19 protein-coding genes are annotated in these 26326 nt (G+C 31.5%); 10 read left to right on the top strand and 9 right to left on the bottom strand.

Translation table 11 applies throughout. The features are described 5' to 3' along the window. Positions 1 to 23: 23 nt before the first annotated feature. The 3 genes from RH98_RS08990 to RH98_RS15760 form a co-directional block, all read right to left on the bottom strand. Complete coding sequence (locus tag RH98_RS08990; protein ID WP_010253329.1) at positions 24 to 1289, bottom strand: tetratricopeptide repeat protein; 1266 nt, start codon at positions 1287 to 1289, stop codon at positions 24 to 26. A gap of 38 nt (positions 1290 to 1327) precedes the next feature. Next, entirely contained in the window at positions 1328 to 3916 is a 2589-nt protein-coding gene (gyrA, locus tag RH98_RS08985; RefSeq protein WP_010253327.1) for a DNA gyrase subunit A, read from the bottom strand. A gap of 924 nt (positions 3917 to 4840) precedes the next feature. Beyond that, positions 4841 to 4978 (bottom strand): hypothetical protein, encoded by a 138-nt coding sequence (locus RH98_RS15760; protein ID WP_158427123.1) that lies wholly within the window; start codon positions 4976 to 4978, stop codon positions 4841 to 4843. Between the two features lie 583 nt (positions 4979 to 5561). Here RH98_RS15760 and RH98_RS08980 point away from each other — a divergent pair. From RH98_RS08980 to RH98_RS08970, 3 genes are all read left to right on the top strand, one after another. Beyond that, a complete protein-coding gene (locus RH98_RS08980; RefSeq protein WP_010253325.1) occupies positions 5562 to 8117 on the top strand; it encodes an ATP-dependent Clp protease ATP-binding subunit in 2556 nt (851 codons plus the stop codon). A gap of 239 nt (positions 8118 to 8356) precedes the next feature. Further along, on the top strand, positions 8357 to 9721 hold the full coding sequence (rimK, locus tag RH98_RS08975; protein WP_010253323.1) for a 30S ribosomal protein S6--L-glutamate ligase: 1365 nt from the start codon (positions 8357 to 8359) through the stop codon (positions 9719 to 9721). Positions 9722 to 9771: 50 nt separating this feature from the next. Continuing rightward, positions 9772 to 10950 (top strand): LETM1-related biofilm-associated protein, encoded by a 1179-nt coding sequence (locus RH98_RS08970; RefSeq protein ID WP_010253322.1) that lies wholly within the window; start codon positions 9772 to 9774, stop codon positions 10948 to 10950. Here the strand turns inward: RH98_RS08970 and can are convergent. After that, positions 10947 to 11606, bottom strand: coding sequence for a carbonate dehydratase (can, locus tag RH98_RS08965; RefSeq protein WP_010253320.1), 660 nt, complete (start codon positions 11604 to 11606; stop codon positions 10947 to 10949). The two genes, RH98_RS08970 and can, sit on opposite strands and share 4 nt — an antisense overlap. After that, positions 11596 to 12246 carry a carbonic anhydrase gene (locus tag RH98_RS08960; RefSeq protein WP_010253317.1) on the bottom strand — a complete coding sequence of 217 codons (651 nt, stop codon included), beginning with the start codon at positions 12244 to 12246 and terminating at the stop codon, positions 11596 to 11598. The genes can and RH98_RS08960 overlap by 11 nt, the downstream gene beginning before the upstream one ends. A gap of 388 nt (positions 12247 to 12634) precedes the next feature. Here RH98_RS08960 and metK point away from each other — a divergent pair, with 388 nt between their 5' ends. The 3 genes from metK to RH98_RS08945 all read left to right on the top strand — a co-directional run bounded on the left by metK (position 12635) and on the right by RH98_RS08945 (position 16500). After that, a complete protein-coding gene (gene metK / locus RH98_RS08955; protein ID WP_010253315.1) occupies positions 12635 to 13927 on the top strand; it encodes a methionine adenosyltransferase in 1293 nt (430 codons plus the stop codon). Between the two features lie 100 nt (positions 13928 to 14027). Then, positions 14028 to 14897, top strand: coding sequence for a hypothetical protein (locus tag RH98_RS08950; RefSeq protein WP_010253312.1), 870 nt, complete (start codon positions 14028 to 14030; stop codon positions 14895 to 14897). 1069 nt (positions 14898 to 15966) lie between these two features. Continuing rightward, on the top strand, positions 15967 to 16500 hold the full coding sequence (locus RH98_RS08945; protein ID WP_010253309.1) for a hypothetical protein: 534 nt from the start codon (positions 15967 to 15969) through the stop codon (positions 16498 to 16500). Positions 16501 to 16605: 105 nt separating this feature from the next. Here the strand turns inward: RH98_RS08945 and RH98_RS08940 are convergent, their stop codons facing one another. Both RH98_RS08940 and lgt read right to left on the bottom strand, forming a co-directional pair. Continuing rightward, positions 16606 to 17556 (bottom strand): Dyp-type peroxidase, encoded by a 951-nt coding sequence (locus RH98_RS08940; protein WP_010253307.1) that lies wholly within the window; start codon positions 17554 to 17556, stop codon positions 16606 to 16608. A gap of 257 nt (positions 17557 to 17813) precedes the next feature. Then, on the bottom strand, positions 17814 to 18665 hold the full coding sequence (lgt, locus tag RH98_RS08935) for a prolipoprotein diacylglyceryl transferase (RefSeq protein ID WP_010253303.1): 852 nt from the start codon (positions 18663 to 18665) through the stop codon (positions 17814 to 17816). 244 nt (positions 18666 to 18909) lie between these two features. Here lgt and RH98_RS08930 point away from each other — a divergent pair, with 244 nt between their 5' ends. After that, positions 18910 to 19974 (top strand): 2,3-butanediol dehydrogenase, encoded by a 1065-nt coding sequence (locus RH98_RS08930; protein WP_010253300.1) that lies wholly within the window; start codon positions 18910 to 18912, stop codon positions 19972 to 19974. 88 nt (positions 19975 to 20062) lie between these two features. Here RH98_RS08930 and RH98_RS08925 read toward each other — a convergent pair whose 3' ends face one another. Next, entirely contained in the window at positions 20063 to 20833 is a 771-nt protein-coding gene (locus RH98_RS08925; protein WP_026038823.1) for an XRE family transcriptional regulator, read from the bottom strand. An 82-nt stretch (positions 20834 to 20915) separates the two neighbouring features. On the opposite strand from RH98_RS08925, the gene dinB reads away from it, so the two are divergent. Both dinB and RH98_RS08915 read left to right on the top strand, forming a co-directional pair. After that, the gene (dinB, locus tag RH98_RS08920; RefSeq protein ID WP_010253293.1) at positions 20916 to 22076 is read left to right on the top strand and encodes a DNA polymerase IV; all 1161 of its coding nucleotides are present in this window, start codon (positions 20916 to 20918) and stop codon (positions 22074 to 22076) included. A 2-nt stretch (positions 22077 to 22078) separates the two neighbouring features. Continuing rightward, positions 22079 to 25141, top strand: a complete 3063-nt coding sequence (locus RH98_RS08915) for a DNA polymerase III subunit alpha (protein ID WP_010253290.1) — start codon at positions 22079 to 22081, stop codon at positions 25139 to 25141. A gap of 51 nt (positions 25142 to 25192) precedes the next feature. On the opposite strand, the gene RH98_RS08910 is transcribed toward RH98_RS08915, so the two are convergent. Further along, positions 25193 to 25393, bottom strand: a complete 201-nt coding sequence (locus RH98_RS08910) for a hypothetical protein (protein WP_010253287.1) — start codon at positions 25391 to 25393, stop codon at positions 25193 to 25195. 258 nt (positions 25394 to 25651) lie between these two features. Here RH98_RS08910 and RH98_RS08905 point away from each other — a divergent pair, with 258 nt between their 5' ends. Continuing rightward, entirely contained in the window at positions 25652 to 26233 is a 582-nt protein-coding gene (locus RH98_RS08905) for a Crp/Fnr family transcriptional regulator (protein ID WP_010253284.1), read from the top strand. Positions 26234 to 26326: the final 93 nt, after the last annotated feature.

The raw sequence follows: 26326 nt of genomic DNA, 5'->3' as shown, positions 1-26326 counted from the left end.
ATATAAACTAATTAGCTCTTTTCTTATTTAGCTTCTAAAGCTTTTAATTTATCATTCATTTCTAATGCACGATAAATATTTTTTAATGTTTGAATAGCATCAGCATTGTCAGGATTAATACTAATTACTTTTTCTAAATCATTCATTGCATCTCTATATAAAGCATGTTTCTCTTTTAACAATGCATCATATTTTTTATTATCAGCAGCTGAAAGACCTAAGCTATTCATTTTATTAGTAATCTCTTCGTCTGGTTGAAGTTTTAAAATAGCTAAGTTTAAGTAAGCATTTTCTGATTTTGGATTAATACGAATCGCATCATTGTAATATTTTCTTGCTTCATCGTATTTTCCTGCTTGATAACTTGTCACTCCTAAATTGTATAATAATACATCATCATTAGGGTTTTTAGCTAAAGCTTCTTTTGCCAATTCCTCATATTTACCCATATTATTAGACTTTAAATACAAGTCCATTTGAGTTAATAATAAATTGATATCATCTGGATTAGATTTTCTAGCTTCTACAATAGCTTTCTCAGCTTCAGCATATTTACCTTCTTGATAGTATATTAAAGCTAAGTTCTTTACAATCTCAGGTTTTTTTGATTCCTCAGTTACTAATTGAGGATCTGTATGTGTTCCTTGCTTAACCATTACGTCACGCATTTTCACATCTTTACCAAAACTCTGAACTTGTCCTGAAGCTTTCTCAACTGCTGTATAATAAGAATCACTTCCATCATATCCAAGATCAATTAACTTTTGATAATGTTTAGCAGCATTTTGATAATCTTTAGAATTAATAGCAGTAGAAGCTGCATAATAAAGATAAATAGTATCTTTAGGACTTAATAAAAATGCTTGATTAAAACGCTTAGATGCGCCTTTATAATTAGCAGATCCATTATCTTCAATAGCTATATTTACAATTTTAGTAGATACAGTATTAAGTTCTTCATCAGCTTGTTTAACTAATTTACTTCCTTTATTAGGTTCGAATTCAGTTAACTTTTTATATGAATCAATAACTAGATCAACATTTGTATCCAAATCGATATCTTTCTCAATTTGTTGAAATGCTAAATTACCTTTCAATGCATAAAATTGAGCTTTTTGCTCATTCGTAGCAGATCCCAAAAGAGCCTCAACTGAGTTAAGAGCAGCAGTTGCTTCTGTAACATTACCTTTTTTTACTGCTTTTTCAGCTTCTTTCAGCTCCTTTTTCTGACCGAAAGATAATCCTGAAATCATTAAAGCAGAAAATAAATAAATATACTTCTTATTCATTTTTTTCAATATTTAAAGTGATTTGTTTAATTCTATTTTTATTCTTCGTTATCAAATTTATCTTCTTCTTCATCTGTTTCCTCATCAACTATCTTATTCAATTGATCTTTATCAATTTTAGAATCAAAATATTCTTTAACAGCCTCTGCATCTACATGTTCTATATCGATAATTTCTTTCTCTTCTTCCTCCTCTTTCATTACCTTACATACAGCTGCAATAGAATCATTCTCCTTAACATTAATCAATTTAACCCCTTGAGTTGCACGTCCCATAACACGAAGGTCACTTACACGCATACGAATAGTCAATCCTGATTTATTAATAATCATTAAATCATCCGCATCTGTAACAGCATTTATTGATACTAGAAGACCCGTTTTTTCAGTGATATTCATTGTTTTAACTCCTTTACCACCACGGTTAGTTTCACGATATTCATCTAAGAGAGAACGTTTACCATAACCATTCTCAGAAACCACTAAAATCTCACTATTTAAATCGCTTACAGCAACCATTCCTATTACTTCATCTTGCTCATTAGCTAGAGTAATACCTCTCACTCCTGATGCAGTTCTACCCATTGGACGAGTTTTTGCTTCATCAAAACGAACTAATTTACCAGAACGTACAGCAATTAATACCTGACTATTACCATCTGTAAGTTTAGCTTCTAATAGCTCATCATCTTCCTTAATAGTAATTGCATTGATACCATTTAATCGAGGTCTAGAATATTGTTCTAATGGAGTCTTTTTAACTTGACCTTTCTTAGTTGCCATTATTACATATTGGCTATTGATATATTCTTCGTCTTTTAAATCTTGAGTGCAGATAAATGCTTTTACTTTATCATCACTTTCTATATTAATCAAGTTTTGGATAGCACGACCTTTACTTGTTTTTGTTCCTTCTGGAATTTCGTAAACACGCATCCAGAAACACTTACCTTTCTGAGTAAAGAACAACATATATTGGTGATTAGTTGCTACATACATATGCTCTAAGAAATCTTGATCTCTTGTACCAGCAGATTTTTGTCCAACTCCTCCTCTATTTTGTATTTTATATTCAGATAATGGTGTTCTCTTAATATATCCAGCGTGAGAAATAGTAATTACTACTTGCTCATCAGCTATTAAGTCAGTAATACTAACATCTCCACCTGCATATTCTATCTCAGAACGACGTTTATCACCGAATTTTTCCTTTATTTCAACTAACTCTTCCTTAATTAAGTTCATTAATAGCTCTTTACTAGCTAACAACTCTCTTAAGTGATTAATTAATTTCATGATATCGTCATATTCAGAACGAAGTTTATCTTGCTCTAGTCCTGTTAATTGACGTAGACGCATTTCAACAATTGCTCTAGCCTGAATTTCACTTAATGAGAAGCGTTCTATCAATCTAGTTCTCGCTTGATCAGTGTTGCTAGAAGAACGAATAATAGCGATAACTTCGTCAATATTATCAGAAGCAATAATTAATCCTTCTAAAATATGTGCTCTTTCTTCTGCCTTTCTTAATTCAAATTGCGTACGACGTGTAACAACATCAAATCTGTGCTCTACGAAATAATGTATTAATTCTTTTAAGTTCAGTAATTGAGGTCTACCGTTAACTAAAGCAATATTGTTAATACTGAATGAAGATTGTAGCGGTGTATATTTATAAAGTGTATTTAATACGATATTAGGCACAGCATCACGTTTCAATACATACACGATACGCATACCATTTCTATCAGATTCATCTCTAATAGTCGCAATACCTTCTATTTTTTTCTCGTTAATAGACTCAGCAGTTCTTCTGATCATTTCAGCCTTATTAACTTGATATGGAATCTCAGTAACTATAATACAGTCTCTACCATCAATCTCTTCAAAACTTACCTTTGCACGCATAATTACACGTCCACGACCAGTTTTAAAAGCTTCTTTCACACCTTCATAACCATATACTATACCACCTGTAGGAAAATCTGGAGCCTTAATATGATGCATTAACTCATCAATAGTGATATCATTATTGTCGATAAAGGCCAAAGTTCCATCAATAACTTCTGATAAGTTATGAGGTGCCATATTAGTAGCCATACCTACTGCAATACCAGAAGATCCATTTACTAATAAGGTAGGAATACGCGTAGGCATAACTGTTGGTTCCTCAATGGTATCATCAAAGTTCAACTTGAAGTCTACTGTATCTTTATCAATATCTGCTAGAATTTCTTCAGATATCTTTGTCATTCTTACCTCTGTATAACGCATCGCCGCAGGACTATCGCCATCTACAGATCCAAAGTTACCTTGTCCATCAACTAATAAATATCTCAAACTCCAATATTGAGCCATACGAACCATTGCGCCATAAACCGAGATATCTCCGTGAGGGTGAAACTTACCTAACACCTCTCCCACGATTCTCGCAGATTTCTTGAATGGTCTATTAGCGAATACACCTAATTCATACATCCCAAACAATACTCTTCTATGAACAGGTTTCAAGCCATCTCTAACATCAGGAAGCGCTCTAGATACAATCACCGACATTGAATAATCAATGTAAGCAGATTTCATTTCCACGTCTATGTTAATAGGTATTACCTTTTCTCCTTCAGACATAAGTATATAAAATTAAAATTCTCTATTATTAAACGTGCTAATATACGGTTTTTATAGGTTTATATCATGTTTTTTTTAAAACTATTTACCACAAATTCGCCATTCTTTTGCTAAAGATTAAAAAAATATATTTTATACATAAAGTCATTTTTACCATTTAACAATACATATTATTTTAACATTTCAAAAAGACTAAACAATCCAATATCTCACTCAAATTATTAATATATACAAAATACCCCCTATTAATTACAGACTACTTTTACCGTCTTATAAAAAAAACTAATAGGACTCTAAAAGCAACAATACGATTAGAATAATTAGTTCAAAAAAACTTATCACATTACCTTAAAAAATAATACACCATTTGAATTAGCATAACTATAATAAAATATCATGACTAATCTGCATTATAGTCCTCGCTTTCGACAAAAGGTGTTTAGTTTTTTTAAAAAAAAAGTATCAAAAAAAATAAATCTATAGTACTATTTAAGCGTTCCCAGACTTCTCTCCTCTTCAACAGAAACATACTCCACTATAAGCAAACAACTTAAAATCAATATTTAACAAGTTTAACCGCACATATTTTAGTCTTGAAGTCATCTTGATTTTTTAGTTTTCTGAAACTTCATTTCCTTATCACATTAAAAACCATAAAATTCCACACTATCCAACTAGATTTCTACATCAAATAGACCCTTTATATATTAATAGACCCTTTATATATTAATAGATTATGAGGTTTTCTGTAAGCACTTTAACTGTCTAAGCAAAATAAAAAAACACCTCACTTTTTTTAACCTTAAAAAACATATCTAACTAAATTACAACACATTAAAATAAAAACATTTTATTGAGCTAAAATTTTGATGCTTGGTAAAGCTAGTATTCATAAGCATTAGAGCGAAATCCTTCAACACTTCTTCAACACTTTCCCATGATTGCTCCATATAAAAGATCATTTGTTGAAGGAGTCTTGAAGAACTGTTGACGCACTGTTGAAAAAATCATATTCTCTACAGTATTAAAGGCATATAAAGAATACTTAATTTCATCAATCATTTTAAGCACTTTTATTAAAAAAAGACCTTTGAATAATTAAATCATTAATTTTTAAAAAATTTAAAAATAAAACGTTTGTAATGAATTGGATGAGTAGTACTAAGATAAATACACCAGGAGTTTTTAGTTTTCTGAAACTTCTTTATCTCAAACTATTTTTATAAGCTTCTGTTACTTAAAACAGTGGGGCTTTTTATTTAAAACCTCTTTGTAGAAGTGATAAATGTGGTGCTATATATATTTCTATACTGGCTTGGTGGCGTACTTGTACACGCATCATAGGTTTTATTTATTTGCAACGCAAATTTTTATACCCCTTCTTTATTTTACAAAAGTCAAGACGACCTCCTTATATTCCATTGACATACAGCGATAAAAAAACATAGAATTACCTTTTATCATTTGTATAGATAACCAGAATTAATACTAAAAAACCTCTTGAGTATTTTTTCAAAAAAGTTAAGGCATTATTTTTTTAATAGCATTTTTTTTTTCATATTAGCCTATGTCAGTATGACTACTGAGGTACGCTTTTTGCGTAAGTAAATAGAAAAGAAATATTCACCTAATAAAACATTAGATAATGGACGATAATTTTTCACAAGAAGTCAAAGATGTCATCTCTTATAGTAAAGACGAAGCACTAAGATTAGGGCACGACTTTATAGGAACAGAGCATCTTTTATTAGGACTACTTAGAGTTGAGCAAGGTGAAGCAACAAATATTTTACGCAACTTAGATATAGATTTAGAATTTCTACGACATAAAATAGAAACCTTAAACCCTGCCTCAACGCCTAACAAAGACCTAGTTAATGAGAAAATGGCTTTGCATTTAACAAAGCAGGCAGAACGCGCATTAAGACTTACCTATCTTGAAGTAAAACTATTCAAGAATGATGAGATTAATACTACGCATCTTCTATTGTGTATTCTAAAAAACAGTGATGATCCAACAGCTCAAATCCTTACAAAATTAAAAGCTGATTACGAAGCTGTAAAACAAGAATACTTGAATACTTCAAAAGATTCAGATGCTCTAAAGGAAGATATTGTTGATTCCCCAAAAGCAGAAACTTTTGATGAAGACGGACAAAATGACAGCAAAAGCAATGACAGAACTGACAATACTTCTACTAAAACAGGAAAAAGAACCAAAACACCTGTATTAGATAATTTTGGGAGAGATTTAACTGAAATGGCTGAAAATGGCAAGTTAGATCCAGTTGTTGGTCGTGAAAAAGAAATAGAAAGAGTTTCTCAAATTCTTAGTAGACGTAAGAAAAATAATCCTCTACTAATAGGAGAACCTGGAGTTGGAAAATCTGCTATTGCAGAAGGTCTTGCGCTACGTATTATTCAGAAAAAAGTATCACGCGTATTATACAACAAACGTGTAGTAACGCTAGATCTGGCAAGTCTTGTAGCAGGTACGAAATACAGAGGTCAATTTGAAGAGCGCATGAAAGCCGTAATGAACGAGCTTGAGAAAAACGATGACATCATTCTCTTTATAGATGAGATACATACTATTGTAGGTGCTGGTGGTGCTACGGGGTCATTAGATGCATCTAATATGTTTAAACCTGCTCTAGCAAGAGGAGAAATACAATGTATTGGTGCTACTACATTAGATGAATTCCGTCAACATATTGAAAAAGATGGTGCACTAGAAAGAAGATTTCAAAAGGTCATAGTAGAACCTACATCAGTAGATGAAACTATTATTATCTTAAATAATATCAAGGAAAAATACGAAAGCCATCACAACGTTACTTACACAGATGAAGCAATAGAGGCTTGTGTAAAGTTGACAAATAGATATATGAGCGATCGTTTCTTACCAGACAAAGCTATTGATGCACTTGACGAAGTTGGTTCTCGTGTTCATATTACCAATATTAATGTTCCAGAAAACATACTTGAACTAGAAACTAATCTAGAAAAAGTACGTGAAGAAAAGAACGAAATGGTAAAAAAACAAAAATATGAAGAAGCTGCAAAGTTAAGAGATGACGAAAAACAGTTAGAGAAAGATCTTGCTACAGCTCAGGAAGAATGGGAAAAAGATGTGAAAAACAATCGCATCACCGTTACCGAAAATGATGTAGCTGACGTAGTATCAATGATGACAGGTATTCCTGTAAACAGAATTGCTGAAAAAGAAATCACAAAACTAGCAAACCTGCCACAATTAATTAAAGGAAAAGTAATTGGACAAGACGATGCTGTAAGTAAAATAGCTAAAGCAATTCAACGTAATAGAGCTGGTCTTAAAGATCCTAATCGACCAATTGGTTCATTCATCTTTTTAGGTCAAACTGGTGTTGGAAAAACGCAATTAGCTAAAGTTATTGCGAAAGAGATGTTTGACTCTGAGGATGCACTAATTCGCATTGATATGAGTGAATTCATGGAGAAATTTGCAATATCTAGACTTGTAGGTGCGCCTCCAGGATATGTAGGATATGAAGAAGGTGGTCAATTAACTGAAAAAGTAAGAAGAAAACCATATAGCGTTATTCTATTTGATGAAGTAGAGAAAGCTCATCCAGATGTGTTTAACATGTTGCTTCAGGTGCTTGATGATGGACATTTAACAGATAGTTTAGGAAGAAAAGTTGACTTTAGAAATACTATTATTATCATGACGTCAAATATTGGAGCACGTCAACTTAAAGATTTTGGTCAAGGAGTAGGTTTCAGTACTAGCACTAAAAAAGAACAGACTGAACAACATTCTAAATCAGTTATTGAAAATGCTTTGAAAAAAGCCTTTGCTCCTGAATTTTTAAATAGAATTGATGATATTGTTATCTTTAATTCTTTAGAGAAAGAACACATAGAGTCAATTATCGATATCGAGTTAGTAAAGCTTTATAATCGTATAGAAGATTTGGGATACGCAATAGAACTAACTGCTGAGGCAAAAGACTTTATTGCGGACAAAGGATTTGACAAGCAGTATGGAGCTAGACCTCTAAAAAGAGCAATCCAAAAATATATTGAGGATCCTCTAGCAGAAGAAATAGTGAATTCAAAAATTCATAGTGGAGATAAAATTATAATGTCTCTAGGAGAAAATAAAGAAGAGTTAGCAATAACTACTGAATCAACAGAAAATAAGCCTACTAATTAGTAGGCTTATTTTTTTATATTACCTTTTATCGTTAAAGGATAATTACGTAATAACCCTTACCACTAACAATTAACACATTATCATCTTCCGGTATCGTATTTAATAAACTTTTTTAGTTACTTTTATAAGGTAATCTTTATTTCAAAAAAAGAAAAAGTGATTTTAGCATTTTATTTTTCGTTAGATAAAAATAATTTACATTTAAAATCCTACTTTCGCAGCACAATATTATTTTAAATATGTTAGACAAAGTTATTGTTGGTAGTGAAGAATGGTGTTCTTTTTCTACGTTAAATATCCCTGCTATTAAAGCACGTGTAGATTCTGGTGCTAAGACTTCTGCGCTACATGCGGTAAACATCACCCCTATCGAAAAAAATGGAGAGAAATGGGTGAAGTTTGATGTCAATCCTTTACAAAATAATGGTAAAACGATTATTCATTGTGAAGCGTTAGTAGTAGATAAGCGAATTGTAAAAAGTTCAAGCGGCAGTCGTGAATCTAGATATGTTATTAAAACAAATATAGAACTTGCAGGTTCATCTTGGGAAATAGAACTTACTTTGACTAACAGAGATTCTATGGGTTATAGAATGCTGTTGGGTAGAGAAGCTATGAGCGGCAAAATACTTGTTGACCCTGAAAAACACTTTTTAATAGGACAACCAACAGCAGAAAAACTTGAAGAATATTACAATAAACCAAAATCTGAACGCAAAGGACTAAGAATAGGATTATTAGCTAGTAATCCAGAACTATATAGCAACAAGCGAATTATAGAAGCTGGGGAACTTCGTGGACACGAAATGCACTTCTTGAATTTGAAGTACTGCTATATGAAATTAGATGCAAATCAGCCTGAAATTCACTATAGAGGTGGTCGCGTACTAAACGATTTTGATGCTGTGATTCCACGTATTAGACCAAGTATGACTTATTACGGTTGTGCATTGACTAGACATTTTGAATCTTTAAAAGTTTACAGTCTTAACAGTGCTGCAGCTATTACTCAATCGAGAGATAAGTTATTTTCTTTACAGTTATTATTAAATAATGGTATAGATATCCCTACTACAGGTTTTGCTAATTCACCATTAGATACTAATGACTTAATAAAAATGGTAGGAGGAAGTCCTCTTATTGTAAAGCTTTTAGAAGGAACACAAGGTAAAGGTGTGGTATTAGCTGAAACAAAAAAAGCTGCAGAAAGCGTAATCAATGCTTTCAAAAGTTTAAATGCTAATATCCTTGTCCAAGAGTTCATCAAAGAAGCAAATGGAAAAGATATACGTTGCTTTGTAGTAGATGGCAAAGTAGTTGCTGCAATTCAAAGAGAAGCGGTTCCCGGAGAATTCAGAGCAAATATCCATCTAGGTGGTACAGCTTCTGTAATAAAAGTAACTGCAGAAGAAAAGAAAATAGCTATTAAAGCAGCCAAAGCAATGAACCTAAAAGTAGCAGGAGTAGATATTATTCGCTCTGCAAAAGGTCCTTTATTATTAGAAGTAAACTCATCACCTGGATTAGAAGGTATAGAAGGAGCTACCAATAAAGATATTGCATCAGAGATGATAAAAGCTATAGAAAAACAAGTTAAATGGTAAATAGATGGTTGGTAATGCCAACCATCATCTTTATAAAATTAATATTGTAAATGAACCCTTCAGCAAACGGTTGGATTAAAAAATACTTTGGCGAAAAACATGCAGATTATCAATTGTTCGCTAATTTAGATCATGAAGAAATTATAACTAAGATTCGCAATCTAGGCTTCACTTACGGAGTAATAGATACCAAGCTACTGCCTGAAATATATAAAGGCTTTTCTTACACTAGAGAAGAAATATGTAAAATAATATATTTACAACTTCTCGAAAAAGTTTACTATTCTTCATCAAAAAACAACCTGAATAACGAAGGCTTTATTGAAGAGCTTATTAATTTTTACAATCTTCTTATTCCGCATAAAACAAATATCTTTAGTAGTTTATTTACTAGTAAAAACTCCTATTCTAAAGTAGAAGATATCTTTACTATGCGTTGGAAAGATAATTTCTTCTCTCATTCAAAAACCAATGATATTACATTAAATATAATATTATTAAACATTGATATTATTGCATTTCAAGCTTATTTAGCAGGAGAAGTAAACCCATATGCTTACAGTCAGAACTTAATTAATAAACTTATAGAAATTATTATAGCATTTAAAGAAGTTAAGATTGATAAAAATGAAAAAGACATACAACTGCTCGCTTTTTTAAATAAATCACTAACATCTGAACATACAGAACAACAGTCATTTAATATACAATCTCATTACAGAAAATGTTTTTTAATGGATGTTATAATATGTAATTCTTGGAATAATATTACTAAAGAAATAATAATACCTGATCTGAGTAAAGAGCCTTTTTTAAGTTGCCACATTACAAAACAAATAGAAGAAGACAGCAAATTAGCTTTTGAGCAATTTCTTGAAAAGGTGAATTATGACTATTACTTTTATCGCTCAAGTAACTTACTTGACAATGTCATTAAGAACTCAACTAGCTCTATAGAGACTTTACTAATTAGAAATAAAAAAAGACTAATAAAGGAATTACAAAAAAATAGTCAACTAATGAAACTTCTTGTTGACTCAACTTATAGAGAATTAAATACAGAAGAGAAGCAGTTGATTAAAAAACAAACGATTGAAGTAATTAAAACAATTCCTTCTCTTGCTATATTTATATTACCAGGAGGAGGTGTGCTCCTACCTATTATCTTAAAATTTATCCCCTCTTTACTACCTTCATCTTTCAACGAAAATATTGATGAAGATAACTAGATTTTCTTAAATCTTAATTGATAAACTTCATCAAGGTCTTGGTTACTTGTGATGTTTACTTGTAAATCTGTTACATAACCAGAGTTAAGTCCATAAGCCCAGCCGTGAATACTAACGCGTTGATTGCGTGCCCATGCTTGCTGAACAATAGAGGTCTTTGCTAAATCATAAACCTGTTCTTGTACGTTAAGCTCTACAAAACGATTAAATCGCACAGTCTCATCTTCTATTTGATCGAGCTCCACATGGTGCAAGCGATATACAGTTTTTATATGTCGAATCCAGTTGTCTATTAAACCATAAGATTCATTTTTCATTGCAGCTAATACCCCTCCACAACCATAATGTCCACATACTATAATATTTTCAATCTTTAGAATATTTACAGCATAGTCTAATACGCTAAGCATATTCATATCTGAGTGAATTACCATATTGGCAATATTACGATGCAAAAATACATCACCTGGTTCTGCACCAATAATCTCATTTGCTGGAACGCGACTATCTGAACAGCCAATCCATAATAAAGGCGGCATTTGTCGCTCACTTAAACGTTGAAAGTAGTTAGGATTAAGCGCTAACTTCTCCTCTACCCATGCCTTGTTATTTTCAAGAATTTTTTTGTAAAAATCTTTCTGATCGCTATTTATCATTTTTCTCTACAAACATTTCTTTTACAAAGTCAACCTCACCAGTTTCTACTTTATAAAACGCTCCAACAATTCCTATTTCACCGTTCTGATACATATCGCTCAGAACCTCACTTTTATTTAAGATATGATCTATAGTATATTCAACATTATGAAAAGCTACCATATCGATTCCTTCTTTTGAAGTAATATCTACGTCAGAATGATTGTTTTTCACGTAATCAATAGAAGGGTTTACTTTTTCAAGTAAATTACTTAAATGACCTAATTTAGTTCCGTTACAAGCACCAGTAATCGCACCACAATGACTATGTCCTAATACTACAACCAATTTAGAACCAGCTAATTTACAAGCAAATTCCATTGATCCAATAATATCCTCATTTAAAACATTACCTGCAATTCTAGTACTGAAAATATCACCTAAGCCTTGATCAAAGATTAACTCTGCAGAAGTACGGCTATCTATACAGCTAAGAATGATAGCAAAAGGAAATTGGTTTTCTTTAGTTTCATTAACCTGCTCTAATAAATTACTGTGACTTTTTAAATTCTCAACAAATCTTTTATTTCCTTCTTTTAAAAAAGACAAAGCTAATTGAGGAGTTAAACATTTTTGATCATCAATATTGTGTAATCTCATCCTTTTCTATTTTGAACTAATAATAACGGAACAAATGTATATAAAAATGCCTCCTAAACTAATAATTTGATAATTTTATTATCTATTTTTATCAATATATCAAAAAAATAGCATTTTTTAATGTTTTTTATCATACTATTTTTTAGTTGCAAAACATTATCATAACCTATTCTCCGCGGACACCTAAAATATTACAATCGTTAACAATTATATAAAATATTAAATAATTTGCATTAGTACTAAAATAGTTAATACATTTGCACTAAATAAATAACAGGAGGAAAAATTTGTACTGATTGCAACCTCGGTAAAAAATGCTAAAGCAGAAATTTACACTTCCCCTTTAGCCATTTCCTCTATTTTTTAAAACTTTTTAAAATTAATTATTATGGCTTATTACTTCACATCTGAGTCTGTAAGTGAAGGACATCCAGATAAAATTGCAGATCAAATTTCAGATGCATTAATTGACAACTTTTTAGCATTTGACGAAGATTCAAAGGTAGCTTGTGAAACATTAGTTACAACTGGTCAAGTGATCCTTGCAGGAGAGGTTAAATCAAAAACGTATTTAGACGTTCAACAAATTGCTCGTGATGTAATCAAACGTATTGGTTATACTAAAAGTGATTATATGTTTGAAGCAAATTCATGTGGTATCCTTTCTGCTATCCATGAACAATCTGCAGATATCAATCAAGGTGTAGATAAAAAAACTAAGGAAGAGCAAGGTGCTGGTGACCAAGGAATGATGTTTGGTTACGCGACTAAAGAGACTGAAGACTATATGCCTTTAGCATTAGATTTATCTCATAAGTTATTACAAGAATTAGCTGAAATCAGAAGAGAAAATAAAGAAGTTACTTATTTGCGACCTGATGCAAAGAGTCAAATTACTTTAGAGTATGACGACAATAATAATCCTGTACGCATCGTAACTATTGTTTTATCTACTCAACACGATGATTTCATTAAACCTGCTGACAGTACTTTAGAAGCTAAAGAAACTGCTGAAAAAGCGATGCAAGAGCAAATTGAAAAAGACATCAAAACAATCCTTATTCCACGTCTATTAAAAAAATATCCTCAATATCAATACCTATTTGAAAATAGTGAAGAGATTGAACACTTAATTAACCCTACTGGTGTATTTATAATTGGAGGACCTCACGGAGATACTGGATTAACTGGTAGAAAAATTATTGTAGATACTTACGGAGGAAAAGGTGCTCACGGAGGTGGTGCTTTCTCAGGTAAAGATCCTAGTAAAGTAGATAGAAGTGCAGCATACGCTACAAGACATATTGCTAAAAACTTAGTAGCGGCAGGAGTCGCTGATGAAGTATTAGTACAAGTTTCTTACGCAATTGGAGTTGCAAAACCTACTGGTCTATATGTAAACACTTATGGCACTAGTAATGTAAATCTAACTGATGGCGAAATCGCTAAGAAAGTAAGTGAACTTTTTGACTTACGACCTTACTTTATTGAGAAAACATTAAAACTAAGAAACCCAATATACAGTGAGACAGCTGCATATGGACATATGGGACGTAAACCTCAAGTAGTGAAAAAAACTTTCACTAGACCTGGTGGAGAAACTAAAGAAATCGAAGTAGAGTTATTTACTTGGGAAAAATTAGACAGAGTAGACGATATAAAAGCTAAGTTTAATCTATAAGTAAACCTTTTGCTTTTAACCATAATAAAAACAGTAGTAGACTTTTGTTTACTACTGTTTTTTTATACTTTTAAATTCTTTAATCCGATATATAATACTAATGAGGCAACTACTAACTATATTACAAGATAAAAAAGAATACTATAAAGGAAATTCAAAAGAACTAGAAAAATTACTTAATAAACTTGAGTCATTCAGCCATGCACCGACAACGGATAAACATGCGGCAAGAATGCAAATATTCGCAGATAGTCCTGAGCTAACTTCCTTTATTAATCAAGAATTAAAAGATTATTACACCAGTAATAATGATTTCAAGAAAGACGAATATGGCTATTCTGATTATGATATTATAACATCTTGGTATTTATTCACCTTATTAGTCTTGTCTCCAAAAGTAGAAAGTACAGTAACTTATATTATAAGAAATATGATTGCCTCCCAAAATTATAATTTATATATAATAAGGAGAATATTTCACTTGTGCAGCAATCCTGTTTATGAAAAGCAAATGATAGAAGTTGAAGAATATTTCCAAAATTTACATAACAAAACAGCTATCTATAAATGGTTAAATGAACTAAAGGTTATCCCTCCTACTCATTATAATTGGGAGTTTAACTGCCAGATCGCAACTGATAACGAAAAAGTTACTGATAGTATATTTAATAATTTGCAGCTAACAATAAAAGGTTTTGAGCCACTCGGAGATGGAGAATCATTTGAATTAGAAATAACAAATAGACAAAATATAAAAGGTAGATGGAATGACTTCTCCTCTCAAGATTACTTTTATTATGACGATCAGAAGATTCAATTAAGAAAAATTCCTAATGTGCTATCATTAAAAGAATTCATATCAGAATTGGAAGAAATATTTCAAATAAAGTTTAATAAAAAGCTTGAATATAGTTATTTTTCAAAAGGATTTAAAAAGAAAGAAAACATTCAAAAGTGGCTTTTAGAATAATGCTTTACTATCTTATCTCGCCTCTTAGATGACTTTGTGATTTTTAGAAAATATTCCGGGAGGCGAAATAAAAAATTAAGAACAATTCTTAGCAATGATTAAGGTATATAACTTATTGTTTTTGCTAGCCATGAAAAAAAATAATTAATTATATTCCACAATATCCACATCGCACAATAAGCTCAGAATTAATTTAATATGATTTGTAGAAAACAATAGTACTATTAATATAATTAATCGTAATTTTGCATTGTTAATCAGTGTTCTAACTGATCCATTAAAATAAAAGTACACAAATCAAAGTGTAATTTCTCTTGCAAATTGACTGTGAAAAAGTCAATTTAATTTCAACTAATTTTTCGATTTTTTAAATTTAATTCAGGTGTAATCCCAGTGCTATTCGGGGGCGATTGCAGTGTTGTTCGGGGGCGATTGCAGTGTTGTTCGGGAATAACCTGATTTTGCAATGCTCACAAGTACTATTCTCGCAACTTTCCCAAACAAATCAGCTATTCATTTATTTAGATTACACCGTAAGCCTTATTAATACAGGGGTTGAAGTAATGATTGTAATTTTGTAAAGTGTAAATAAAGGTCATTTTTGGACATTATTTACGCTATAAGTAAATAGTTTTACTCGTTTTATATAACGTGAGCTATTACTGCTTCATAAAAAGTATAATTATTATAATATTCAAAGATGAAATAAGAGATGAGTTTAAAAAATAAAATTGAATTGAACTTTAAAACAAAGAATCGCAGTGAGACGATTTTCTTTAAAACTTTTCTATTACCTTACGTTATCTGACTTTTTAGACAATCTCACAATCTACCAGCTATCAGGGAATTATTAAACTTGCACAAGCAAGTATAACTGCTGTAATGATTAAAAATATTTCACTTCTAATTATTTATCGTTGTATTATCACAAACTTTTTTAATTAACTTTAATCAATTAAATTGAGAATTGAGTTAATTCAACCAAAACAAACTGAAAAATAAATAATACAAAAAGGTTATATCCTTTGCTTAGGTATTGTTTTTACCTCACTATAAACTTTACAAAGTTATGACAACATCTATCACCCTTGATTTTATAGGAAAAAACTTTTCACCAGAATTCATTGAAAAAGCAAAAGAGCAAACAATCACAATACTTCATGCATTATTTTTTGACTTCAGTATAGCTGAATATGATCAGGACCAAAGCACACCTACACAGCTATTTTCTGTTGCCAACTATGCAAATGGGTATTCTAATTATGAATTATCGCGATCTATACGTGGTTATTTATATGACAGAGAATTTACTGAGAATGAAATACTATACCTTACAATCTCATTTATTTCAAGTAAGGTTTTCCAGGATATAGTAGATAATCACGAAATAGAAAATGAAGAAGATTTCGATCCATATATACTCGATATTATTCTTTCAAAACATTTATTACGAGAACTTCCCCCTTTTTTAATGGATTATTTAGAATCTACTATTCTTAGATTTAGTAGTGAATTTGATATATCCGATGGTTATATTGACAATATATATTTTGAAGAAAAACAAGTTTATTATATTAACCAATTAATGGATAAATATATATAAATCATCAAACAATATAACCGTTAATTAAAGAAAAAAAATAGCCTCTATCAAACAAAAACATGATAGAGGCTATTTCTTTTTATTATCTTAATAGATCATATATCATTATTCATCAGCAGAATATTCTCCTAACATATCTAAGGTTGGTACAAAATATAATGCACCTGTCTTAGCTGTACTAAAATCTAAAAGTCTATCATAGTTACCTACAGGATTACCGATAAACATATTTTCTAGCATTCTTTTAGTTGTACTAAACTTATTAGCATAAGAAATAAAATATGTACCTATTTCACCTTTTGCTAGATTACCAAAAGGCATATTGTCTCTTAATATTTTTAATGATTCTCCATCTTCACCATCTATACTCGTCAATGCACTATGAGAATTGGTTGGTTTAACACCATCAGGCATTTCAATATCAGACATTTTATATCTACCTATTACTTTCTCTTGTTCTTCAACAGGTGTATTGTTCCAATTGGTCATATTATGTAAATATTTCTGAACAAATAGATAACTACCTCCTTTATACGTTAAATCTTCGTCACCTACTAATCCAAAAAATTCACGGTCAGCATGCATTGGGTTTTCTGTACCATCAACAAATCCTATAATAGAACGCCCATCCCAATAACGGAATCCATGTACCTCATCTAAGCACTCCGCTACTGGATTTAATATATCTGCAAAAGCCATTGCCATTTCAAAGCATACTCCCATATTCTTTGCTCTTATGTGAAAATGTATATCACCAGGAGTAGCCACTGCAGTATGTTTACTTCCAACGATAGGTTCGAAAGGTTTTAGCTCTAGAGGCATTGGCATTGGCATTTTTAACTTTAACCAACCATCATAACTTATACCAAGTACAACACTCGTCACTGCATCGTCAATTCTAATTTTCATTGAATGATTAAAATTTTCAACTAACGCACATACACGTTCGAATGCTTCTCTAAAATCTGTTCCTTCTTTAAATTGCCAAACAGAAAAAACCGTATTATGATTAGGATAATCAGTTACATTTTGTGGAATATACTCAGGTCTTGCCATCTTTTTAATTAGTTTATCTTAATTATTACTTTAAAGGTAATACATTTATTAAATAACTTAAAATACTATAGTAAGAATTTTAACTATTTAGAACAATTACAACTTTATAACCACTTTAAATAAAATAAGATGAATAATTTAACTAATAATAATTAAACAACTTCTTACTTTTTTAAATTCAATATATGACAAGCATATAAATAAAAAAGTCATCAGTATAAATTGATGACTCTACTAAAAATAATTATATCATTTCATTAATTATTCCGAATATTCGTTGGAACGTAAGCTGTAATTTTTTTCATCTTATCATTAAAAAACAATAAAACAAAACCAATAATTATAAATGGAATACTTAACCATTGTCCCATATTCAATACCATATCATTTTCAAAGTTTACCTGGTTCTCTTTAAAAAATTCCAAAATAAAACGAATACTAAACATTGATATTAAAAAATAACTAAAGAATATTCCGTTTGATTTTACTTTTCCACTGCGGTACAACAGCCATAATATCACACTTACCAGTATATATCCAAAAGCTTCGTATAACTGCGTAGGATGTCTTGGAATCATATCGTCATTAGCAAAGATAATTCCCCAATTACCATTTGTTGGTTTACCATAAATCTCAGAGTTCATAAAATTACCAAATCTTATGAAAGCTCCAGTAATAGGCACTCCAATAGCAATGCGGTCTAATAACCAGAAAGCACCAATCTTATATTTACGACAGAATAAATAAATAGCTAGCAATACACCAATTGCACCACCATGACTCGCTAATCCCATAAAACCAACATATTGCCAATGACCTGCAACATTCTGAAAAGGAATAAATATTTCTAAAATATGATTCTTGTAATATTCAAAATCATAAAATAAACAATGTCCTAACCTTGCCCCTACTAATGTTCCTACTAGAATATACATCAGAAGAATATCTAAATAACGAATATTGATATTTTCTCTTTTGAAAATATACTTTACAATATTGTACCCTAATAGTAATCCAATAGCAAACAGTAATCCATAATATCTTACAGGAACTCCTGCAATCGTTACTAATTCTGGATTAGCTTCCCATATCATAATGGCTGAACTCATTTATTTCTTCTTTTTTAATTAAAATCTGCACAAAGTAATAAAAATCAAAAAGACAGCACTATTTTTTTTTCATAATAAAAACTTATTCTTTCATTTTACTCAATTCTGACATAGGCGCTCTCCAATTGTTAAATATTATAATTTATGTTAATCTGTTAACCTTTACCCATTATTTCAAAGGCAAAAAATGAATTAAAACATTTGTATTTTTTATATTTGAATAGCAAATAAAATTAGATTAATTATGAGTACAATGAAAGCCGCACGCTGGTATGCAGCAAAAGATATTAGAGTAGAAGAAATAGAAATTCCTACTCCCAAAAAAGGACAAGTAAAGGTAGCAGTACAATATGCAGGTATATGTGGTTCTGATTTACATGAATATGTACATGGACCTCAACTTATTCCTCTAGACAAACCTTATCCATTAAACGGACATCAAGGTGTAACTACTTTAGGTCATGAGTTTTCAGGAATAGTAGAAGAAATCGGTGAAGGGGTGCATAACGTAAAAGTAGGTGATCGCGTAGTAATAGAACCTATCTATAAAAACTTTGACAGCCCATTTGTAACATCAGGAGAATATAACTTAGGAGAGCACTTAGGCTTTATAGGACTTGCGGGTAACGGCGGTTTTGCGAATTATGTAGTAGTTGAAGATTATATGATTCATAAAATCCCTGATACAATGTCTTTTGAACAAGGTGCTTTGGTAGAACCTGCTGCTGTTGCAGTATATGCTGTATTACAAAGTGGATTAAAGATAGGACAATCAGTATTAGTTTCTGGAGCAGGGCCAATCGGTTTATTATGTGCACAAGCTGCTTTAGCTGCGGGAGCTTCTACCGTTATTGTAACTGATGTAGCAGAAAAACGTTTGGAGAAAGCTAAAGAAATTGGCGCTACCCACGTATTTAATGCTATGGAAGAAAATCTACCAGCTAAAATTAAAGAGTTAACTGGAGGTTTAGGAGTGAATGTATTTTTAGACTGTGCTGGAGTACAAGCTTCTTATAATACAGGTATTGCGTCTACTCGTAACGGAGGGACTGCTGTATTAGTAGCTTTGTTTGGAAAACCAGTTCAACACGATGCTCTTGATCAAGTATTAAGAGAAATAACTGTAAAAGGTGTTATTGCTTATAGAAACATATTCCCTGAAGTAATTAATCTAATCGATTCAGGACGTATGGAAGTAGAAAAACTTGTAACTAACAAAATTACTCTTGATGATATCGTTACTAAAGGATTTGAAGCTTTAGTTAACAATCCATCTGAAGTAAAAATTCTTATTGACATCAATAAGTAAAAAAACATATTATACAAAAAAGGGAGCAATGCTCCCTTTTTTTATATCACAAACTTTATATCCTCTTTAATTATTTCAAAAATAGAAGTTACTTTATTTTCTTAACTACTTCTCCTAACATATGTCTGATTTCTTGAAACATAGCTTTCGTATCCGCTTCTACTAAATCCTCTGGTTTAAACTCTTCAGTAGCAATACTACAAGCATATTCCCATATTTCTAAAACATCATATACTGAAATTTTGTAAGGTTCATAGAAAGTATTATCTGAATGCAATTCTAATGTCTCATCATCTATTCTATAAACACGCTTATATACCACACCATCATTCGCAGTAATGATAATATAAGTATGCCCATTCCTAACATCTTCTAATCGCTCTAAGTAACTACCTACAATAAAAGAACCTTCCTGATGAGGAGGCATAGAATCCCCTTCTATAGGGAATGCTCGATACTTTCCTTCTCTCAAAAAAGGCAGTGAAATCTGATCAAGATTTTGAATAAACTCTGGGTCTGCATATCCTGTCAGATATCCTGCTCTAGCTTTATGGGGAATAATTTCTATAAAATTATTCCCAGTAGAGGCATCTACCATAATAGGTAATAGAATACGATTGTCTTCTAACTTTAATAAATCCTGCATAGGTACTTTTCGAAGATCTACTGAAATCATAAGATCTACACTTACGTGAAAAAAGCGTGAAATACGCAATAACACTTCTAGAGGTGGTTCTGAAGCACCCTCTTCATATTTAGAATATCGTGCACGAGTAATCATTAACTCATCAGCTACTTTCTGCTGAGACATCCCCTTCTGTGCTCGGAGATATCGAATATTATCGGATAGTAAAGACATTTTGCTATTATTTATAGTAACAAATATATTAAACTTTGCTAATATATATAGTAATTTCGTTTAAATATTTTCAAACAAAATAATGGAACGAGCAATAGCACATTTAGATTTAGATACTTTTTTTGTCTCTTGTGAACGGTTGAAAAACTCTTCATTAGAAGGTCTGCCTATAATCATAGGTGGTGGAGACCGAGGAGTAGTTGCGAGCTGTTCATATGAAGCGCGTTATTATGGAGTACGATCAGCTATGCCTATCCGCATGGCTATGAGATTATGCCCACAAGTAAAGGTCATAAAAGGAGATATGCACCACTATTCACTAATGTCACACCTCATTACTGATATTATTAGTGAGCAAGCTCCTGTTGTCGAAAAAGCTAGCATTGATGAATTCTATCTAGATTTGACAGGGATGGACAAATTCTTTAATACTGCTAAATGGACAGCAGAACTCATTGATAAAATAAAAAAGAATAGTGGACTTCCTCTAAGTTATGCTCTGTCCATTAACAAAACTGTTTCTAAAATAGGAACTGGAGAGGCTAAACCTCAAGGAGCAATACAAATACCTCAACTTGAAGTACAGCCCTTTTTAAACCCTCTATCGATTAGAAAAATACCGATGTTAGGTGAGGTAACTTATACTACGCTCTCACGTATAGGAATAAGAAATATACAGACATTATCAGAAATGCCTGTACAAGTATTACAACAAATACTTGGAAAAAACGGTACTGACTTATGGAAAAAAGCCAATGGAATTGACTATTCACCTGTCGAGCCATATAGAGAACGTAAATCAATCTCTACAGAACATACTTTTGACCAAGACACTATAGATATCCCTCTGTTAAAAGCAATCTTATCAGGAATGATAGAAAAATTAGCTTTTCAGTTGCGTTCAGAAAATTGGCTGACCTCTACCCTAATGGTAAAAATACGCTATGCTAATTTTGATACAGAAACTAAACAGACAAAACTTCCTTATACATCAGCTGATCATATATTAACTAAACTAGCCTATGAACTTTTTGATAAACTTTATCAACGTCGTATGCGCTTACGCTTAATTGGGGTACAGTTTAGTGGATTAGTAAGAGGGAGCTATCAAATGAATCTTTTTGAAGATACACAAGAAATGATGGCGCTCTATCAAGCTATGGATAAAATGAAAAAGAAATACGGTATTGACTCAGTTGCCAGATGCTCTGGGGCATTCTTACACAACAAGAAAAACAAATAAATATGTTACTCAATTGTCATTCTTATTACAGTTTGCGCTATGGAACTATACCTTTAGAGCGATTAGTTCACCTTGCAAAAGAGCATGCTATTACCGCTATGGCATTGACAGATATTAATACATTTAATGGAATTTATGATTTTGTAAAACTATGTCATAAAGCAAACATTAAACCTTTAGTAGGTATAGAGTTTCGACAAGGAAATAAATTGTATTATATCGCTTTAGCTAAGAATGAAAACGCAGTAGCTGAATTGAGCTCTTTCTTAACATCTTACAATAAAACAGAAACACCACTTCCTAAAGTTGCTCCTACTTTTAAGGATAGTTTTATCATTTACCCTATTAATAATACACCTGAAACATTACAAGAGAATGAATACGTAGGCATTGAATATAGCCAGATTAATTTACTCTATCAGAAAAAGTGGAGTCAACACATAAATAAAATGGTGATTCTACACACTGTAAATCACATCCATAACGATGACTATCAACTTCATAAAATTCTACGTGCTATCAATGGTAACCAACTACTTTCAAAATTAAGCGAAGAAGAATTTGCTTCTCCTTTCCATACTATGAAATCAGAAGATGACATTGCACAGCATTATACCGACTATCCTATTATTATTGAAAACACAAAGCGAATAATAGCTAGTTGTAATTATTTCTTTGATTATAAAAAACCTAAAAATAAGCAACTTTATACTCAAAATAAAGATACAGATATGGCTCTACTTTCTCGCTTAGCTTATGAAGGGCTAGAAAGGATATATGGTCTACATCACAATGAAGCACGGTTAAGAGTAGAAAAAGAACTAAAAGTCATTAATGAGCTTAATTTTACTGGTTATTTTTTAATTACCTGGGACATTATCCGTTATAGTCTTAGCCAAGGATTTACTCATATAGGACGAGGTAGTGGTGCTAATAGTATTATCGGGTACTGTCTTGGTATTACCAATGTTTGCCCTCTTGAATTAGACTTATATTTTGAGCGATTTCTCAATGAAAATAGGAAGTCCCCTCCCGACTTTGATATTGACTGGTCTTGGAAAGAGAGAAATACTATTCTTGATTATATTTTTAATCGCTATGGAGATAATCACGTCGCTTTTTGTGGTGCTATTTCTACCTTTAAATATCGCTCTATTATCAGAGAAATAGGTAAAGTATATGGTTTACCAAAAGAAGAACTCGATAATCTAACTAGAACTGATATCTCATTTCAGCAGCTCAATAGCGTTGAAAAAGACATTCATCATTATGGTCAAATGTTAGAAGGCTTTCCTAATCAGCGAACAATGCACCCGTGTGGAGTATTAATTTCTGAAGAACCTATTACTCAATATACAGCACTAGACTATCCACCAAAAGGATATCCAGTTGCCCAATTTGATATGCACATTGCAGAAGATATTAGCTTTTTTAAATTTGATATTCTTAGCCAACGAGGTATTGGACATATTAATGACGCTGTAAAACTTATTGCCAAGAATAAGAACATCACCATTGACGTTCATGATATATCACTATCTAAGGACAATCCAAAAGCTAACTACTATCTAGAAAGAGGAAATACCATTGGATGCTTTTATATCGAAAGTCCTGCTATGAGAGGATTATTAAGACGTCTTAAATGTGATAATTATAAAACACTAGTAGCAGCTTCTTCTATTATTAGACCTGGAGTAGCAAAAAGTGGAATGATGCAAGAGTATATATTTCGACATAATAACCCTACTAAGTTTGAATATTTTCACCCTGTATTTAAAGAACAATTAGGAGAAACCTATGGCATTATGGTCTACCAAGAAGATGTTATAAAAATAGCATTACATTATGGTGGATTACCCGCCACAGATGGTGATATTCTAAGAAGAGCAATGAGCGGTAAAACACGATCAAAAGATGTGTTGCTATCTGTTAAACAGCGTTTTTTTGAACATTGCGAACAGAAAGGACACCCACGCCAACTAAGTGAAGAAATCTATCGCCAAATAGAATCATTTGCTGGTTATTCATTTTGTAAAGCACATTCTGCCTCTTATGCAATAGAAAGTTACCAAAGTCTTTATCTTAAGACTTATTACCCTTTAGAGTTTATTACCGCTGTGATTAATAATCAAGGAGGTTTCTATAGAACAGAAATCTATGTACATGAAGCCAAACAAGCAGGAGCAATTGTAAAACCACCTTGTATTAATAAAAGCGATATAGAAACAACGCTTGATGATAATATTATCTATTTGGGGTTCATATTTATGCAAGGAATAAACAATGAACTTATCCACCGTATTATTAATGAAAGAGAAAACAATGGTGCCTATACCTCCATAGATAATTTCGTACAGCGTGTTAATATTGGTATTGAAGCTCTACAGAATCTTATTTTTATTGGTGCCTTTTCTTGTTTTGGAAAGCAAAAAAATGAACTGCTTATACAAGCAAGACTTCTACTTCTTGTACAAAAAAAAGATACGACGCCTACTCTATTACAAGAACCAATTAAAGAATATCACTTCCCCACTTTGCAGCGCTCCATACATGAAGACGCTTTTGATGAGATAGAATTATTAGGGTTTACTGTATCTTGTACTCCATTTGACTTATTAAAGACTAAATTTAGAGGAGATGTAATGGTGTGCGATTTAGAAAAATATCATAAGAAAACGGTTCGAATGGTTGCTTATTTAATTGCTAGAAAGCACGTCCCTACAGTAAGAGGCTCTATGTATTTTGGGACATGGATAGATGTAAATGGTGAGTATTTTGACACTGTGCATTTTCCAGATAGTTTGGAACAATATCCTTTTCAGGGTGGAGGCTGTTATTTACTATTGGGAATTGTAGAAGTAGAATATCACTTCCCAAATATTCATATACAAAAAATGGCAAAACTACCATTCATAGCTGACCCACGTTATCACTATGATGACAAAAATAAAAACACCGCAACTCAGAACAAATTAAAAGAAGACGTCAGCTTAACTCACCGCAAGCCATATCCACGAGCCATGGAAATTAACTTACCACGACATCGTATGAAATCAAAATCATAATTAACTAATTAAACAACAAAAAAGGCATCCCTCTCAGGATGCCTTCATATTTTAAGCGTTTAATAAATTTAATGATTCTTGAAGTTCAGGTTTCCCTTGAACATATCCATTTACCCATTTTGCTAACTGATCAACATCATAAGGTAATAATTGATTTATAGCTTTTTGAAGCTCTTTATAAAATAACTTAGGATCAAAACTTACATTCTCAAGAACTGTTCTTGCGAAATCAAACATTAATCGTGTTTTCATGCCTATTATGTTTTTTTTCATTACTATAGTAAACATAACAATATTGGTTGTATTTTCCAGTTTACACCTAAAACTTTAATACAATTTTAATAATTAATATGGTATTAATATTTTTAAAACCTAAATACATTAAAAATAACAAAAATACCCCACAACTATTTAAATTCTTTCAATCCAAATCAATAATTAACTGAATATGAATACATAAAAAGATCATTTTTTTATATTTTTACATTATAAGGAATAATAATCTCTCTCATGAAAGAAAACTTAGAAAATGCTATAAAACAACATATTGATTTAGAACAAAATGAGCTTAAGAAGTTTATCTCACTATTTGATTCTAAAGCTATTCGTAAAAAACATTTTTTATTACAAGAAGGAGAAATATGCAAATTCGAAGGTTTCGTTACAAAAGGATTGTTTAAAGTATATCATTTAGATGCAAAAGGAATAGAACAGATACTTTATTTTGCAATGGAAGGCTGGTGGATTACAGATATAGATAGTTTTACTACACAACGCCCCTCACAACTTTTTATAGAAGCATTAGAAGATAGCGAAGTATTACTAATCTCTAAACAGGATAAAGAAAAAGCCTATCAAGAAATCCCCACTATAGAAAAGCTTTTTAGAGTAATGACCCAAAAAACACATGTCGCACTACAACGACGAATGATAGATAACTTAAGCAAAACTGCTGATCAACGCTACATAGATTTCATTACAAAATATCCAAAGCTTTTACAACGATTAACCAATATACAAATTGCTGCCTACTTAGGTATTAGTCACGAGTTCTTAAGTAAAATAAGAAAGAAAATTACGCTTAATGAATAAATATAATCTCCTAAACATTAAAAAAGTACATATATAATCTAAAAGTTTTGAATTCACAATTTGACATAAAAGCAGTTTTTAAATGTGAAAGCC

This window comes from Myroides injenensis M09-0166, from assembly GCF_000246945.1.
GTDB classification, from domain to species: domain Bacteria; phylum Bacteroidota; class Bacteroidia; order Flavobacteriales; family Flavobacteriaceae; genus Flavobacterium; species Flavobacterium injenense.
The sequence above is the reverse complement of the archived record's forward strand: the minus strand, read 5'-3'. Positions and strand labels throughout refer to the sequence as shown.